This window comes from Streptomyces sp. V4I2, assembly GCF_030817655.1.
GTDB lineage: Bacteria > Actinomycetota > Actinomycetes > Streptomycetales > Streptomycetaceae > Streptomyces > Streptomyces plumbiresistens.
On record NZ_JAUSZM010000003.1, the window covers coordinates 5,089,640 to 5,105,359 of the forward strand.

Below are 15,720 nucleotides of genomic sequence, written 5' to 3' on the forward strand. Positions count from 1 at the left end.
AGGTCCACAGTTCGTTGAAGAACTTGTAGACGTACACGCCCTGGACGACGACGAGACCGAAGTAGAGCGGAGCCTGCAGCCAGCGGGTCGCGAACAGGACGTATCCGAGCGTGGGCGGGGACGGGGACGAGGACGGGGACAGAGTGGGGGGTAAGGGCCGCATGGTCAGCCATTCTTCGGAGGCCACGGCCGTCCGGCTCAATCCGTGCACTCGCCGGAGTGAATAGACATCCTGTAGGAGAGGAACGCGGCAGGTCACGACGATCAGGCACACTGGACGTTTGGCCGTGACCTCTGGCCTTACGGAAAGGGTGCCGCGCGTGAATGGTCCACTCATCGTCCAGTCGGACAAGACTCTGCTGCTCGAAGTCGACCACGAGCGGGCGGACGAGTGCCGTCGGGTCATCGCGCCGTTCGCGGAGCTGGAGCGGGCGCCGGAGCACATCCACACCTACCGGGTGACACCCCTCGGGCTGTGGAACGCGCGGGCCGCCGGGCACGACGCCGAGCAGGTCGTGGACGCGCTGGTCGAGTTCAGCAGATACCCGGTGCCGCACGCGCTGCTCGTGGACATCGCGGAGACGATGGACCGGTACGGCCGCCTGACCCTGTCCAAGCACCCGGCGCACGGACTGGTCCTCACCTCCACCGACCGGCCGGTGCTCGAGGAGGTCCTGCGCTCGAAGCGGGTCGCCCCGCTGGTCGGCAACCGCATCGACCCCGACACCGTCGCCGTGCACCCCTCCGAGCGCGGGCAGATCAAGCAGACGCTGCTGAAGCTGGGCTGGCCGGCCGAGGATCTCGCCGGGTACGTCGACGGCGAGGCGCATCCGATCGAGCTGCACGAGGACGGGTGGGCGCTGCGCCCGTACCAGAAGCAGGCCGTGGAGAACTTCTGGCACGGCGGGTCGGGGGTCGTCGTACTCCCCTGTGGTGCCGGAAAGACGCTGGTCGGGGCCGGGTCCATGGCCCAGGCGAAGTCGACCACGCTGATCCTCGTCACGAACACCGTCTCCGCCCGGCAGTGGAAGCACGAGCTGGTGAAGCGGACCTCGCTGACCGAGGAGGAGATCGGCGAGTACAGCGGGACGAAGAAGGAGATCCGGCCCGTCACCATCGCCACGTACCAGGTGCTGACGACCAAGCGGAAGGGTGTCTACCAGCACCTGGAGCTGTTCGACTCCCGGGACTGGGGGCTGATCCTCTACGACGAGGTGCATCTGCTGCCGGCGCCGGTCTTCAAGTTCACGGCGGATCTGCAGGCCCGGCGGCGGCTGGGGCTGACGGCGACGCTCGTGCGGGAGGACGGGCGGGAGTCCGACGTCTTCTCGCTCATCGGGCCGAAGCGGTTCGACGCGCCGTGGAAGGAGATCGAGGCGCAGGGGTACATCGCGCCCGCGGACTGTGTGGAGGTGCGGGTGAACCTCACGGATGCCGAGCGGCTCGCGTACGCCACCGCCGAGACCGAGGAGAAGTACCGCTTCTGCGCGACGACCGCGACGAAGCGGAAGGTGACGGAGGCGATCGTGCGGCGGTTCGCCGGGCAGCAGATCCTCGTCATCGGGCAGTACATCGACCAGCTCGACGAGCTGGGAGAACACCTCGACGCGCCCGTGATCAAGGGCGAGACCTCCAACGCGCAGCGCGAGAAGCTCTTCGAGGCCTTCCGGCAGGGCGAGATCAGTGTGCTCGTGGTGTCGAAGGTGGCGAACTTCTCCATCGACCTGCCCGAGGCGACGGTCGCCATCCAGGTGTCGGGGACCTTCGGGTCACGGCAGGAGGAGGCGCAGCGGCTGGGACGGGTGCTGCGGCCGAAGGCGGACGGTCACCAGGCCCACTTCTACTCCGTGGTCGCCCGGGACACCATCGACCAGGACTTCGCCGCGCACCGGCAGCGGTTCCTGGCGGAACAGGGCTACGCCTACCGGATCGTGGACGCGGACGAGCTGCTCGCGGACAGCTGAACGCCCAGGAGGCGGGCCGTTACTTGCGGCGGACGCCCGCCTCCTCGGCGTACTCCCCGAGGATGACGACGTCCAGGGCGGCGCCCGCGAACACCCTCACGGCACGCAGGGCGTCGCCGAGGACGTGACGGTGGCTGCCGAGGACGGAGGTGGCGCCGGCCGGGCGGGGCGGGCGCTGGACTGGGGTGACGGTTGCTGCGCTCATGTCTCCATGGTGGCTTTCCGGGCATAAGGACGGCATCGGTCTGCGGGGCGAACCTGGATGGTCGGCGCGTAGTACTTCGGGGCGAGCAGCCACCCTCAGGGGGGAGGGGGCGTCCCCTAGGGGTCGGGGAGACACTCGCTCAGGGGGCGGCCAAGGCCACTCGCTCAGGGGGCCGCCAAAGCCATCCGCTCAGAAGGCGGCCAAAGCCAATCGCTCAGGGGTGCGGAAAACCATTCGCTCCCGGACGCACCGCTCACCTACAATCTCCGCTCTTGCCCGCCTCCCCACGGAGTGCCGTCGGCCGGACGGAAACCGGTCGGCATCCCGAAGCTGCGAAGCGACTCAGCCACCTCTCCAGCAGGTCCTTCCGGAGGCACCGCCTTGTCCAGCCCGTCCACGACCCCGCCCACGCGCGTCGACGACCCCCTCGCCCGCGAACGCTCCCATCTCGCCGAGTCCCGCGCCGCCCTGCGCGCGATGCGCGAGGACGCCGAGTCCCTCGACATCAGCGACGTCACCGCGAACTGGGTCAACGCCCAGATCCTGGAGCGCCAGATCGGCGAGCGCATCAAGGCACTCGCCGACCTCAGCCACACCCCGCTGTTCTTCGGCCGGCTCGACTACCTGCACGCTCCCGGCGCCGAGACGGCCGAGGGGGCGGAGGGCGAGCGCTTCTACATCGGGCGCCGGCACGTGCACGACCACGACGGCGACCCGATGGTCATCGACTGGCGCGCACCGGTGTCCCAGCCCTTCTACCGGGCGTCCAAGAAGAACCCGATGGACATCGCGCTGCGCCGCCGCTTCGGCTACACCGGCGGCGACCTGACGGCGTACGAGGACGAGCACCTGTCCGACCCCGCGGAGGCGGCGGCCACCAGCAAGCTGCTCCAGCAGGAGATCGAGCGCCCGCGTGTGGGCCCGATGCGCGACATCGTGGCGACCATCCAGCCCGAGCAGGACGAGATCGTGCGCGCCGGGCTGGGCGGCACGGTGTGCGTGCAGGGAGGGCCGGGGACCGGAAAGACGGCCGTCGGCCTGCACCGGGTCGCGTACCTCCTCTACGCCCACCGGGACCGGCTCGCCCGCACCGGCACCCTCGTCATCGGACCGAACAGGTCCTTCCTGCACTACATCGAGCAAGTACTCCCGGCCCTCGGTGAGTTGGCGGTCCAGCAGGCCACCGTCGACGACCTGGTCTCCGGGAACGCGGAGGTGCGGGGTACGGACGATGCGGCGGCCGCGGTCATCAAGGGCGACGCGAGGATGGCGGAGGTACTGCGCAGGGCCGTCTACTCGCACGTGACCATGCCGACCGAGCCGGTCGTCGTCGTGCGCGGCTCACGCCGCTGGCGGGTCCCGGCGTACGAACTAGAGGACATCGTCCGTGAGTTGCTCGACCGGAACATCCGCTACGGTGCCGCGCGCGATGCCCTCCCGCAGCGCATCGCACACGCGGTGCTGGTCCAGATGGAACGCTCCGGCGAGGCCCCGGACGACCGGGTGCAGGACGCGGTGGCCCGCAACGCGGCCGTGAAAGCGGCCGTCAAGCAGGTCTGGCCGCCCGTCGACCCGGCGAAACTCGTCCTGCGGCTGCTCACGGACGCGGACTTCCTCGCCGTACACGCGGAGGGGATCCTGACCGAGGACGAGCAGAAGACGATCCTGTGGGCGAAGCCGGTCCGCAGCGTGAAGTCCGCCAAGTGGGCGCCCGCGGACGCGGTGTTGATCGACGAGGCCAACGACCTCGTCCAGCGCACGCACTCCCTCGGCCATGTCGTCCTGGACGAGGCGCAGGATCTGTCCCCCATGCAGTACCGGGCCGTCGGCCGCCGCTGCACGACCGGCTCGGCCACCGTCCTGGGCGACCTCGCGCAGGGCACCACCCCCTGGGCGACCCGGAGTTGGGACGAGGCCCTCGCGCACCTCGGCAAGCCGGACGGCGTGATCGAGGAGCTGACGGCCGGTTTCCGCGTACCGACCGACGTCATCACCTACGCCTCCCGCCTCCTCCCGCACATCGCCCCGAGCCTGACCCCGGTCGCGTCGGTCCGCGAGAACCCGGGCTTCTTCGACGTCCGCCGGATCGACGGCACAGGCGAAGTGGTCGCCGCCTGCGAGGAGTTGCTGCGCAACGAGGGCTCCACCGGCCTGATCGCCGCCGACGCCCGCGTCCCGGCGCTGGCGGAGGCACTCACGGCGGCCGGGATCGGGCACCTGGCCCCCGGCGAGGAGACGACACGCGAGACCCGCCTCACCCTCGTCCCCGCCTCCCTCGCCAAGGGCCTGGAGTACGACTACGTCGTCCTCGACGAACCCCAGGCCGTGGTCGACGGCGAACCCGACGAACGCACCGGCCTTCGGCGCCTGTACGTGGCCCTGACCCGAGCGGTGTCGGGCCTGATCGTGACGCACGCGGCACCGCTGCCGCCGCAGCTCGGCTGAGCTCGGCTGAGCTCGGCTGAGCTCGGCCTCCTCAGCTGAGGACGCCCTCCGCGTCCAGCACCCGCCGCCACTCCGCGACAGCCGCCACCGACACCGGCCGCTCCCAGCCGTCCGGCCGGGCGGCGCCGCCGATGTGGAAGGCGTCGATCCCGGCGGCCCGGAGCGTAGGCACGTGGTCCAGGCGCAGACCGCCGCCGACCAGGATCCGCTGCTCGTAGCCCGGCTCCCCGCTCCGCCTGCGCCCCGCCTCGGCGAGCAGTGTGGGGAGTCCGTCGTCCACGCCGGCCGCCGAACCGGCGGTGAGGATGGTGTCGAGGCCGGGCAGACCGTCCAGCTGTTTGCGCAGGGCGTCCCGGTCGGCGCAGTGGTCGATGGCGCGGTGGAAGGTCCACCGGCAGCCGTCCAGCTCGCCGGCCAGGCGCTCCACGGTGGCGAGGTCCACTCCGCCGTCGGCGTCGAGGAACCCGAGCACGAACTCCTCGGCGCCCGCGGCCCGCAGCTCCCCGGCAACTCGCACCAGCCGGTCGACGTCCTCGGCGGCTCCCGCCGCGAACCCGTCCGCGGGGCGCAGCATCACGCGCAGCGAGATGTCGACGGCGGCCCGGATCCCGGCGACCGTGCCGGCCGACGGGGTCAGCCCGTCGGCCGCGATGTCGGTGACCAGCTCAAGCCGGTCCGCGCCTCCGGCCTGGGCGGCGACCGCGTCCTCGACACCGAGGGCGATCACCTCCAGGACTGCACGCTTGCTCATGGGACCCCATTCTTCGGCGGCTACAGGACTGGCTACAGGACTCGCTGCAGGACTGGCTACAGGTCTAGTCCAATCCAAGAGTACGCCTGGAAGGGGCCGGCGGGCGCGCGGTCAGAACCAGTGCAGGCAGTGCGGGGAACGCTCGGCGCGGAAGAGGGCGTCAGCGAGGGTGGCCGCACCCGGGCGGTGGGCCCGGATGTGTCCGGCACGCACCAGCGTGCTCGGGGCGGTGCCGCCGAGGTAGACCGAGCCCAGGTCGCTGATGTCCAGGGACAGGTCGGGTTCCCGGTCCGTCGGGACGCAGTCGGCCTTGCCGTCCCGGACGGTCAGCAGGTAGCGGCCGTGCTCGCCGAGGAACGGGTCCTCGACGTCGAGGACGAGCTCGCCGTCCATGAACCAGCCGCGCGCCGTCAGCGCACCCGGGACGTCCAGCAGCCGCACCCAGAGCCAGTCCATGGCGCCGCTCACCTCGCCGGCGCGGAAGTCCGCGAGCTGCCAGCGCAGCGGATGCTCGGGCGGGACGTGCTGGAACACGATCTGAGAGACCAGGTCGTGTCCGAGTGCGAACCGGGCCAGGGCCGTGAAGACGGCGTCGTCGGTGGTGATGGTCTCGTCGACCGTCAGGGTGCCGGACTCGATCGAGTAGCTGGCGTACCCGTCCGGGACGCCCTCGGTGTCACGGTGAACGGCGACATAGCGCAGCGCCGGCGAGATCGGGGGCTGTCCCGCGCGCAAGGCCCACCAGCGGTGCGGCCGGGACAGCGCGCCGGGCTGGGCGCGGCGATACCGGTCGTAGACCTCTTCCAGGATCTCGCCGCACTCGGCACGACGCAGCACCTCGACCGAGCCGGTGTCCGAGCTGTCCGAGCCGGTGTCCGAGCCGGTCGTCGGCGTGTCGGCCCCTCCGCGTGCCCGGGGAACGGCGAGGGCGGCCTTGTGGCGCGGCACCGTCAGCCGCGCCGTGTAGGTCGCCGGTCCGTAGCCGAACCTGCCGTAGATCGTGGCCTCGGAGGACAGCAGCACGGAGAGGAACTCCCCGCGGGCCCGCACCTCGGCGAGCTGATGCCGCATCATCGCGCTGAGCACGCCCTGGCGCCGGTGCGAGGGCAGGACGCCGACGGCGGTCACCCCGGCGGCCGGGACGAAGGTCTCACCGGGCAGGGTGAGCTCGAAGGAGTGCGCGGCGGCGGTGCCGACGGGCCGCCCGTCCGCCGTCAAAGCGAGCAGGCAGCGGTCCGTTTCGAGCGCCGACCACCAAAGACCGCCGCCCTCGACGGGAGTTTCCCGAAAGTGCCCGAACGCGGCATGGACCGTGTCGACGAAGACGTCAAGGTCCTCATCGGTCGTGGGACGAATCTCCATTGGCGCCGCTGCCTCCTCGAATACCGGCACCACGACTCGTGATGTCCGGCCACAGTGCATGCGTTGACCCGTGGCCAGGGCAAGCGAATTACGGCCGGGCCCGCGGCCGGTCACAGCACAGCCACGAGATCGCCGCAGCGGTCGGCGTTTCCGTTGGCGTAGTGCACAGGACCCTCGCCCCTACCCGCAGCCCGCAGCCTGCCGACCGCCGACCGCCGACCGCCGACCGCCGAGCCTCCGCGACCGCCTTGCGGCCGGTGCCTGAGCCAGGACTCCGGGGCCGCCACCACGGGGCCCCGATCACCCGAAGATGTTCAGCTCCTCCTCCTTCGCCCCCGCCAGCTCGTACGACACCCCCGCCGCCGAACGCCCCGCATACAGCCGTACGAGGGTGGCGGCGTCGCCGATGTACCGCGCCGGGGGCCGCCCCCCGGGAACCCCGCCCAGCCGCAGCGGCTCGTCGACGTCGTCGAGGTCGGCGTGGAGCGGCACGTGGTCGCGCTCCCGGGTGAGACGGACCAGCAGTGCCAGCGCGTCCGGCAGCCCCGGTCCCTCGTACGCCCCCGGCTCGCCGAGCGCTTCGAGCACGTCACCGGCGTGCACCCACTCGCCCAGCGCGATCACGTCCAGCACCCCGCCCGCCCCGGCGATCACGGGTCCCGCCTCCGTCATCCCCCGCTCCAGCTCGTCCACGACCTGCTGGTTCGGCCACTCGGCCCGCTCGGCGATGTCCCGGTCGTTCGACTCGGGCGAGAAGACGTCCTTCTCGTACCTGCTCTCCACCACCCGCATCAGCGCGGCCGAACAGTGCGCGAGCACGTCCCGCACGGTCCAGCCCGGACACGCGGCGGCCGGCAGCGTGAAGTCCGCGTCCGGCCGGGCCCGCAGCAGCGGCACGAGGGCGTCCCGTTCGGTGGTCAGAATCCGGCCGGGCAGTTCGGGGTCGCGTTCGTCGTCAGAAGTCGCAGAAGTCATGGGTCCCACGCTAGGGGCCGATAGCGGTCGAGGGGAGAATGGGCACATGGCCGATCCCGACGCCCTGCGCACCCGTTTCGTCCGTGCCCTGGAAGGAGCCCGGGGCCACGACACCACCGGCCCCGACCCGGCCCCGTACGCCGACAACCTGCTGGCCCGCTGGCAGGAGCCGCAGCGCCGCTACCACACGCTGGCCCACCTCACCGCGGTCCTCGACCACGTCGACGTACTGGAGAAGCACGCCGCCGACCCGGACGTCGTACGCCTCGCCGCCTGGTTCCACGACGCGGTCTACCTGCCCGACCGCTCCGAGAACGAGGAACGCTCGGCCAGCCTCGCCGAACGCGCCCTCCCCGAGGCGGGGCTCGCGGCGGAGAAGACCGCCGAGGTCGCCCGTCTGGTCCGCCTCACCACCACCCACGACCCGGCCGACGACGACCCCGACGGCCAGGTCCTCTGCGACTCGGACCTGGCGATCCTCGCCGCGCCGCCATCGGCCTACGCCGCGTACACGGCCGCAGTCCGCGAGGAGTACGGCTTCGTCCCGCCGGACGCCTTCCGCGAGGGCCGCGCCGCGATCCTGCGCCAACTCCTCGCCCTGCCCCGGCTGTTCAGGACGCCGTACGGGGAGGCGGAGTGGGAGGCGACGGCCCGCTACAACCTTGCCGCCGAGCTGGATCTGCTCACGTCGTGAGCCCGGCCGGAGTAGCGTCATAGGCCCGGACCTCTGCCGGAAGGATCACACTCCGTGGGCGACGCCCCCATACGCATCCCCGCCGAACGCCTCACCCTGCACGGCGTCCCGCCCGCGGCCGCCGCGGACCTGTGCGCGGGCGGCGACGGAGGCTTCGACTGGCTGGAGGGCGGGCCCTACGAGGGCACGCTGGAGGCCGCGGGGATGATGCTGAAGGCCTACGAAGCGGGCGTGTACCGCCCGGAGTTCGGCCTCTACGTCCTTGTACGCCGGGAGGACGGCCGCGCGATCGGCGGCATGGGCTTCCACGGCGCCCCGGACGAGGAGGGCACGGCGGAGGTCGGCTACGACCTGGTGGCGGGCGCCCGCGGCAACGGCTACGCCACCGAGGCGCTGCGCACGCTGTGCGCGTGGGCGCTGGCCCGGGACGAGGTACGGGCCCTGTTCGCGACCATCGAGCCGAACAACACCCCCTCCCCGGCGGTGATCGCCCGCGCCGGCTTCGTACAGGTGAACGACGACCTCGACGAAGAGGGGCTGCACGCCTACGAACTGCGCGGCTGACCCCGCCGTTTCGGGCTACGAACTGCGCGGCTGCTCCCGCCCCTTCGGCCTCCGCAGCCCCGCCCCGTGCAGCAGCCGCACCACCTCACGGCTGCTGACCTCCACCGCTCCCGCGGCCACCACGTCCGCGTACCGGTGCGAGGGAATGTCGTAGTGGTCGCGCTCGAAGGCCCGCCGGGGCACGCCCAACTCGTCGGCGAAGGCGTGCAGTTCGGCGAACGAGACATCGCTGACGAGGTGGGACCACATGCGCCCGTGGCCCGGCCAGGTGGGCGGGTCGATGTACACCGTCACGAGAGCCTCACGAGGACGACGCCCCGCCGGTCGCCGACCCGAGCGCCCCCACCGCGGCCACCTTCACGCCCGCCTTGTGGCAGACCCAGTGCGGGTCGGGCCCGAGTTCCGGCTCGACCTCCAGCGCGTGCGGGTCGCCGGTGCCGCACACCGGGCACAGCGGCCAGCGGCCGTACCGCTCGAGCAGCGAGTCCTGGACGTCCTGGGCGACCAGTCCGGCCACGAATGCCACGCCGTCCGGCCACTGCTCGACCCACCAGCGCCGCTGCACGACGGAGTCCTCGACCATCGACACCACGTCCGCGGCGGCCACCTCGCCCGCGGCGAGGTCGGCGAGCACGAGGGCGCGTGCCGCGTGCAACGCCTGTTCCAGGGGGCTGATGGGGTCCATGCACCCATTGTGCGCACTCTTGACCACAACACCGAGCCGAAAATATCTTTCATATGTGACCCAGAACGTGAAGGAAATTTTCGGCAACAGCCTCGCCGCCAAGGTGCGCACCCTCGCCCCCTCGATGACCCGTTCCATGCAGCGCGTCGCCGAGGCCGTCGCGAAGGACCCCGCCGGCTGCGCCGCCCTCACGGTCACCGGCCTCGCCGAACTCACCGGCACCAGCGAGGCGACCGTCGTACGCACCGCCCGCATCCTGGGCTACCCCGGCTACCGCGACCTGCGCCTCGCCCTCGCCGGCCTCGCCGCCCAGCAGGCCTCCGGCCGCGCGCCCGCCATCACGACGGACATAGCGGTGGACGACCCGATCGCCGACGTCGTGACGAAACTCGCGTACGACGAGCAGCAGACCCTCGCCGACACGGCGGCCGGCCTGGACACCGTGCAGCTCGCGGCGGCGGTGTCCGCACTGGCCGGGGCGCGGCGGACGGACGTGTACGGCATCGGGGCGAGCGGGCTGGTCGCCCAGGACCTCACCCAGAAGCTGCTGCGGATAGGGCTGATGGCCCACGCCCACAGCGATCCGCACCTCGCCGTCACGAACGCGGTGCAGCTGCGGGCGGGGGACGTGGCGATAGCGATCACGCACTCGGGCTCGACCGGCGACGTCATCGAGCCGCTGCGGGTCGCCTTCGAGCACGGGGCGACGACGGTGGCGATCACCGGCCGGCCCGACGGACCCGTCACGCAGTACGCCGACCATGTGCTGACGACGTCCACCGCGCGGGAGAGTGAGCTACGGCCGGCGGCCATGTCCTCCCGTACCAGCCAACTGCTGGTGGTGGACTGTCTGTTCGTCGGGGTCGCGCAGCAGACGTACGACACGGCGGGGCCGGCACTCGCGGCTTCCTACGAGGCGCTGGCGCACCGGCACCGGCGATAGACCCGATCACCCCGCACACCATGCACAGCATGCACAGCATGCACACCGTGAGCATCCTGCACATCCCGCACATCCCGCACATCCCGCACATCGGAAAGAGCCGACTCCCACCATGACCTCGACCTCCGATCCCGGTGATCTCCAGGCCCAGTTGGAATCCCTCACCACCGAGGCCTTCCGCCCCGAACTCGCAGACATCGACCGGCTGCCCACCCTCGACATCGCCCGCCTCATGAACGTCGAGGACGCCTCCGTGCCGGACGCGGTCACCCGGCGGCTTCCTCAGATCGCCGCCGCGATCGACGCCGTCGCCGAGCGGATGAGTCGCGGCGGCCGGCTGATCTACGCCGGCGCCGGAACCGCCGGACGACTCGGCGTGCTGGACGCGTCCGAGTGTCCGCCGACCTTCAACACGGACCCGTCCCAGGTCGTGGGCCTCATCGCGGGCGGCCGGGAAGCCATGGTCACCTCGGTCGAGGGGGCCGAGGACTCGGCGGAACTGGCCCGCGCCGACCTCGACGCCCTCGCGCTGACCCCGGCCGACACGGTGGTCGGCGTCTCCGCCTCCGGCCGCACCCCGTACGCCATCGGCGCGGTCGAACACGCCCGCGAGCAGGGCGCGTTGACCATCGGCCTGGCCTGCAACGCGGACAGCGCGCTCGCGGCGGCCGCCGAGCACGGCATCGAGATCGTCGTCGGCCCCGAGCTCCTCACCGGCTCCACCCGTCTCAAGGCGGGCACGGCCCAGAAGCTCGTCCTCAACATGCTGTCGACGATCACGATGATCCGCCTCGGCAAGACCTACGGAAACCTCATGGTCGACGTACGCGCCTCGAACGAGAAGCTGCGCGCCCGCTCCCGCCGCATCGTCGCGATCGCCACCGGCGCGGCGGACGAGGAGATCGAGCGAGCCCTCGCCGCCACCGACGGCGAGGTGAAGCACGCCATCCTGACGATCCTGGCCGACGTCGACGGCCCGACGGCGGCCCGCCTTCTGGAGGAGTCGGACGGGCATCTGCGGGCGGCATTGGCGGCTGCTGGCTGATGCGCCAACTGGCCTTGTTAGCTTGGGCGTTCGCTCAGGGGGAGGAAACCACATGAAGCCCACGACCACGTTCCGTATCGGCGGAGACCTGGAGGTACGCCGGCTCGGATTAGGCGCGATGCGACTGCCGACCGAACCGGAGGACGCCCGCGCCGCGTCCGTCGCGCTGCTCCGGCGGGCGGTCGAACTGGGCGTCACCCTCATCGACACGGCGCACCTGTACGACTGGGGAGCCAACGAGGAGCTCGTCGCCGAGGCCCTGCACCCCTACCCCGCCGACCTCCTCGTCACCACCAAGGTCGGCGTCGTACGAACAGAGTCGGGCGACTGGTCCTACGACGCCCGCCCGGCCTCCCTGCGCACCCAGGTGGACGAAGCCCTGCGCCGCCTGCGCACCGACCGCGTCGAACTCCTCCAACTCCACCGCATCGACCCGGACACCCCGCTCGCCGACCAGCTGGGCGCGCTGGGCGACCTCCGCTCGGAAGGCAAGATCGGCCGGATCGGCCTGTCCGAGGTGACGGTCGCGGAGCTGGCCGAGGCCCGCACGATCGTCGACATCGCGAGCGTCCAGAACCGCTACAACGTCCTCGACCGCGAGTACGAGCCGGTACTCAAGGCGTGCGAGGCGGCGGACATCGCCTTCCTGCCGTGGCGGCCCGTGGCGCCGGGCGCGGCGGAAAAGGACCCCGAGATCACGGCGGTCGCATCCGAGCTGGAGGCGACCCCGACCCAGGTCGCCCTGGCCTGGCTGCTCGCCCACTCGCCGGTGACGGTGCCGATTCCGGGGACGGCGAGCATCGGTCACCTGGAGGACAACGTGGCGGCGGCGGACATCCGGCTGACCCGGGACCAGTACGACCGCCTCAACAGGGCAGCCGCCCCTCCTTGTTGACCCTGCGGACCCGCGCCCGCAGCACCTCCTCCTGCAGCGCGGGGCCCGTCGACTCCGGCGGACAGTCCCACTCCCGCCCGCCGGCGACGGGCCGCAACTGCACCCGCCCACCGACATGCCCCATCACCTCCCCGAGCCGCCCGTCCCGCACGTCCACGACATGTGTACCGACCGCGGGCCGCTCCCCACGCAGGACGGAGGCGAGCCGCTCGGCGGTACGGACGTTGCAGCGCCCGAGCTCGACGAGGGCGAACGGCTCGTCGCTCGCGCCGGTCACTGGGTCGATGCGTAGGGACGGCAGGACGATACCGACGCCCACGAGGGCCTCCCGCACCAACTCCACGACTTCTTCGGTCGACCGCACGGCCATCTCACTACCTCCACGCTGAGTTCCCGGTTCGCAACACAACGTGGCCGCCACGCTTCTAACCTGGCCATACCGGATGCTCCAACAACCTCTGCTGTGGGACAGGGAGTCGCCAGACATGCCAGGACCGAAGGACCTCGACCCCTCCTCCTCACCTCGCGCCCTGCTCGGCGCCGAACTCCGCCACGCGAGAGAGAAAGCCGGCCTGAGCCAGGAGGACCTCGGCCTACGCCTCTTCAGCAGCGGCTCGTTCATCGGGCAGTTGGAGGCGGGTACGCGGCGGATGCAACCCGAGTACGCGCGGATGCTGGACGAGGTGCTGGGGACGGAGGACTTCTTCGCCAGGAACTGCGGGGCGTCGGCCAAGTCGAAGTATCCGGAGCACTTTGCCGAGGCGGCGGAGGCAGAGGAGGGGGCTACGGCGATCAGGGAGTACGCGTCGATGCTGATCCCCGGCCTGCTCCAGACTCCCGCCTACGCACGGGCCGTGTGCCGCGCATACCAGCCGACAGCACCGGAGGAGGCCATCGAGGAACTGGTCGTGGCCCGGATGGAGCGGGCCCGCATCCTCGACGATCCAACAAGGCCGTTGTTGTGGGCGGTGATTGACGAAGCCGCCTTGCGTCGAGTGACGGGGGAGCGCGCCGTGATGGCAGAGGTGCTGCACCACATCTCCGGCCTGATGCGCCGGAACCGGGCCATCGTCCAGGTGCTTCCGTTCGACGCGGGGGCACACCCGGTGATGCAGGGGTGCGTCAAGCTGATGGACTGCGACGACGCGCCTGCACTGGTCTACCTCGAAGGTGTCGGCACCGGACGACTGGAGGACGACCCCGCCACCGTGTCGCGCTACCGGCACTATTACGACCTCCTCACGGCCTCGGCCCTCTCGCCGGGGAAGTCCCTGGCCTTGATCGAGGCGATGGCGCAGGATTACGCCCATGAGGAGCATCCCTGAGTACGACCTGGACGCAACGACCTGGCACAAGTCCAGCTACAGCGGTGGCAGCGGTGACAACTGCCTGGAAGTGACCCACGACCACCTCCCCGCCCTCATCCCCGTCCGCGACTCCAAGAACCCCCACGGCCCGAAGCTCGCGTTCCGGGCGCAGACCTGGTCGGCATTCGTCGAGGCGGTCGTAGAGGTCAGGATCTGACCTCTACGACTCCTAGCGTGACCCCATGACCGACACCACACACGCCATCACCACCGACGAGCGCACCGACCTGCTGGAAGCGCTGGCCCACAGCCGGCGCTTCCTGCGCTTCACGACGCGCGACCTCACCGACGAGCAGGCCGGGCGGCGGACCACCGCCAGCGCGCTGTGCCTGGGCGGCCTGATCAAACACGTCACATCGGTGGAGCGGCACTGGGCGGACTTCATCCTCAACGGCCCGTCCGCCATGCCCGACTTCACCGCCATGACCGAGGCCGACTTCGCCCGGCGGGCCGACGACTTCCGGATGCTGCCCGGCGAGACGCTGGCCGGTGTGCTGGCCGACTACGACGAGACGGCCCGCCGGACCGACGAGTTGGTCACGACCCTGCCCGACCTGAACTCCACGCACCCGCTGCCCGAGGCTCCATGGAACGAGCCCGGGGCTCGGTGGTCGGCCCGCAGGGTGCTGCTGCACATCGCCGCCGAGACCGCCCAGCACGCGGGCCACGCCGACATCATCCGCGAGTCCCTGGACGGCGCGAAGAGCATGGGCTGACCGGCCCCGAAGCTCAAGCCTCCAGCTCCGAGCCCTCTTTCTGAGGAATGGGTGGCGGGCCCCAACCCGCCCTCCCACCCCGCGTGTTGACTTGACGCGTTCGGCTTGCCACGCAGAGTCACGATCGTCTAGCGTGCCCGGATAACGAGACAGAACAGCCCCCGCCAGGTGCTAGCAACACCTGCGGGGGCTTGACCTACGAGATCGAAGGAACAGTTCGATCCCCATGGCTGACGCCCAGCTTAGTGCTGCCTTCCTGCCCGCGCACGCCCTCTCCCACCCGATGGCCAGTCCGGGTTACGGAAAACGCTCCGCACCCGACCAACGCCCCCGCACCGCGGCCGACTTCGCCCACCTCCCGCCCCGCGAAGCCGCCATCGCCGCGTTCATCGACCGTCTCCCCGACGGCGCCGACATCTCCGTAAAGACGCTGGCCAAGGTGCTGCCGTACGGACAGTGCGCCCTCCGCACCGCCCTCAACCGCCTCCAGCAGGCAGGCCACTTGCGACGGGGGCGCGAACATCTGACCATCGAGTCCTCCGGCTCCCGCTGGATCACCCGATCGTGGTGGTCCCGTACCGCGCGCGACGACGACTGGTGGGCGGCCTTCGCACGAGGTGACGCGCCGGAAGAATCCCGGCCGTCCCCGCCGACCCGCTCCCGCGCCTACATCCTCCTCGCGGCCCTCGGTCGCGAAACCCCCGCGCTCTCCCTCTCCGCCGCCGACTGCGCGGCCCTCGCTCCCCTGGTCACCGAGTGGTACGCCCGCGGCGCCACCGACACAGTCGTACGCCACGCCCTGACCTCCGGCCTCCCCGTCCCGGTCCACAGCCCGGCCGCCTTCCTCCACAAGCGCCTGACCACCAAGCTCCCGCCGGAGCCTGAGCCAGAGCCCGCACCCCGCCCACCCCTCCGCATCCTGGAGTGCGCGAAGTGCCGCGCCCCGGGCCGCGCCGAGGCCCTGCCGGGCGGCATGTGCGGCACATGCCGGGGCGAGCGCGCCCCGGATCACCTCAACGCGCCCCTGCCCGCCCCCGCCATCCACGCTCACGCGGCAGGCATCCGTGCCGCAATGTCCCAACGACGTGAAAGGACACTCGTGTGACTGC

17 protein-coding genes and 1 pseudogene are annotated in these 15,720 nt (G+C 71.3%); 11 read left to right on the top strand and 7 right to left on the bottom strand.

The window, feature by feature from the left end; genetic code table 11:
- The first annotated feature begins 320 nt into the window (after window positions 1-320).
- Window positions 321-1,964, top strand: coding sequence for a DNA repair helicase XPB (locus QFZ76_RS23925; RefSeq protein WP_266437656.1), 1,644 nt, complete (start codon window positions 321-323; stop codon window positions 1,962-1,964).
- 19 nt (window positions 1,965-1,983) lie between these two features.
- On the opposite strand, the gene QFZ76_RS23930 is transcribed toward QFZ76_RS23925, so the two are convergent.
- On the bottom strand, window positions 1,984-2,169 hold the full coding sequence (locus QFZ76_RS23930) for a hypothetical protein (protein WP_307675674.1): 186 nt from the start codon (window positions 2,167-2,169) through the stop codon (window positions 1,984-1,986).
- Window positions 2,170-2,550: 381 nt separating this feature from the next.
- On the opposite strand from QFZ76_RS23930, the gene QFZ76_RS23935 reads away from it, so the two are divergent.
- Complete coding sequence (locus QFZ76_RS23935; protein ID WP_307675675.1) at window positions 2,551-4,614, top strand: ATP-binding domain-containing protein; 2,064 nt, start codon at window positions 2,551-2,553, stop codon at window positions 4,612-4,614.
- 31 nt (window positions 4,615-4,645) lie between these two features.
- Here QFZ76_RS23935 and QFZ76_RS23940 read toward each other — a convergent pair whose 3' ends face one another.
- From QFZ76_RS23940 to QFZ76_RS23950, 3 genes are all read right to left on the bottom strand, one after another.
- A complete protein-coding gene (locus QFZ76_RS23940) occupies window positions 4,646-5,365 on the bottom strand; it encodes a copper homeostasis protein CutC (protein ID WP_307675676.1) in 720 nt (239 codons plus the stop codon).
- 111 nt (window positions 5,366-5,476) lie between these two features.
- Window positions 5,477-6,727, bottom strand: a complete 1,251-nt coding sequence (locus QFZ76_RS23945) for a GNAT family N-acetyltransferase (RefSeq protein ID WP_307675677.1) — start codon at window positions 6,725-6,727, stop codon at window positions 5,477-5,479.
- A 300-nt stretch (window positions 6,728-7,027) separates the two neighbouring features.
- Window positions 7,028-7,702 carry a maleylpyruvate isomerase family mycothiol-dependent enzyme gene (locus tag QFZ76_RS23950; RefSeq protein ID WP_307675678.1) on the bottom strand — a complete coding sequence of 225 codons (675 nt, stop codon included), beginning with the start codon at window positions 7,700-7,702 and terminating at the stop codon, window positions 7,028-7,030.
- Window positions 7,703-7,748: 46 nt separating this feature from the next.
- Between QFZ76_RS23950 and QFZ76_RS23955 the strand changes: the two genes are divergently transcribed.
- Together QFZ76_RS23955 and QFZ76_RS23960 are read left to right on the top strand one after the other, a co-directional pair.
- Window positions 7,749-8,396, top strand: coding sequence for a hypothetical protein (locus QFZ76_RS23955; RefSeq protein ID WP_307675679.1), 648 nt, complete (start codon window positions 7,749-7,751; stop codon window positions 8,394-8,396).
- A 75-nt stretch (window positions 8,397-8,471) separates the two neighbouring features.
- Window positions 8,472-8,960: pseudogene (locus QFZ76_RS23960) on the top strand (GNAT family N-acetyltransferase); the annotation flags it as partial.
- A gap of 15 nt (window positions 8,961-8,975) precedes the next feature.
- Here QFZ76_RS23960 and QFZ76_RS23965 read toward each other — a convergent pair.
- Window positions 8,976-9,254, bottom strand: a complete 279-nt coding sequence (locus QFZ76_RS23965) for a DUF4031 domain-containing protein (RefSeq protein ID WP_266437635.1) — start codon at window positions 9,252-9,254, stop codon at window positions 8,976-8,978.
- Between the two features lie 7 nt (window positions 9,255-9,261).
- Window positions 9,262-9,645: a hypothetical protein gene (locus QFZ76_RS23970; protein WP_266437633.1), complete on the bottom strand. Its 384-nt coding sequence runs from the start codon at window positions 9,643-9,645 to the stop codon at window positions 9,262-9,264.
- Window positions 9,646-9,700: 55 nt separating this feature from the next.
- On the opposite strand from QFZ76_RS23970, the gene QFZ76_RS23975 reads away from it, so the two are divergent.
- From QFZ76_RS23975 to QFZ76_RS23985, 3 genes are all read left to right on the top strand, one after another.
- Window positions 9,701-10,588, top strand: coding sequence for a MurR/RpiR family transcriptional regulator (locus QFZ76_RS23975; protein ID WP_307675680.1), 888 nt, complete (start codon window positions 9,701-9,703; stop codon window positions 10,586-10,588).
- Window positions 10,589-10,700: 112 nt separating this feature from the next.
- Window positions 10,701-11,633 (top strand): N-acetylmuramic acid 6-phosphate etherase, encoded by a 933-nt coding sequence (murQ, locus tag QFZ76_RS23980; protein WP_307675681.1) that lies wholly within the window; start codon window positions 10,701-10,703, stop codon window positions 11,631-11,633.
- A gap of 52 nt (window positions 11,634-11,685) precedes the next feature.
- Window positions 11,686-12,528, top strand: coding sequence for an aldo/keto reductase (locus QFZ76_RS23985; RefSeq protein ID WP_307675682.1), 843 nt, complete (start codon window positions 11,686-11,688; stop codon window positions 12,526-12,528).
- Here the strand turns inward: QFZ76_RS23985 and QFZ76_RS23990 are convergent.
- A complete protein-coding gene (locus QFZ76_RS23990) occupies window positions 12,500-12,892 on the bottom strand; it encodes a hypothetical protein (protein WP_307680112.1) in 393 nt (130 codons plus the stop codon). The two genes, QFZ76_RS23985 and QFZ76_RS23990, sit on opposite strands and share 29 nt — an antisense overlap.
- 121 nt (window positions 12,893-13,013) lie before the next feature.
- Between QFZ76_RS23990 and QFZ76_RS23995 the strand changes: the two genes are divergently transcribed.
- From QFZ76_RS23995 to QFZ76_RS24010, 4 genes are all read left to right on the top strand, one after another.
- On the top strand, window positions 13,014-13,853 hold the full coding sequence (locus QFZ76_RS23995; protein ID WP_307675683.1) for a helix-turn-helix transcriptional regulator: 840 nt from the start codon (window positions 13,014-13,016) through the stop codon (window positions 13,851-13,853).
- Entirely contained in the window at window positions 13,837-14,052 is a 216-nt protein-coding gene (locus QFZ76_RS24000; protein WP_307675684.1) for a DUF397 domain-containing protein, read from the top strand. The genes QFZ76_RS23995 and QFZ76_RS24000 overlap by 17 nt, the downstream gene beginning before the upstream one ends.
- Before the next feature lie 25 nt (window positions 14,053-14,077).
- Window positions 14,078-14,611, top strand: a complete 534-nt coding sequence (locus QFZ76_RS24005) for a DinB family protein (protein WP_307675685.1) — start codon at window positions 14,078-14,080, stop codon at window positions 14,609-14,611.
- Window positions 14,612-14,837: 226 nt separating this feature from the next.
- Window positions 14,838-15,716, top strand: coding sequence for a hypothetical protein (locus QFZ76_RS24010; RefSeq protein ID WP_307675686.1), 879 nt, complete (start codon window positions 14,838-14,840; stop codon window positions 15,714-15,716).
- Window positions 15,717-15,720: the final 4 nt, after the last annotated feature.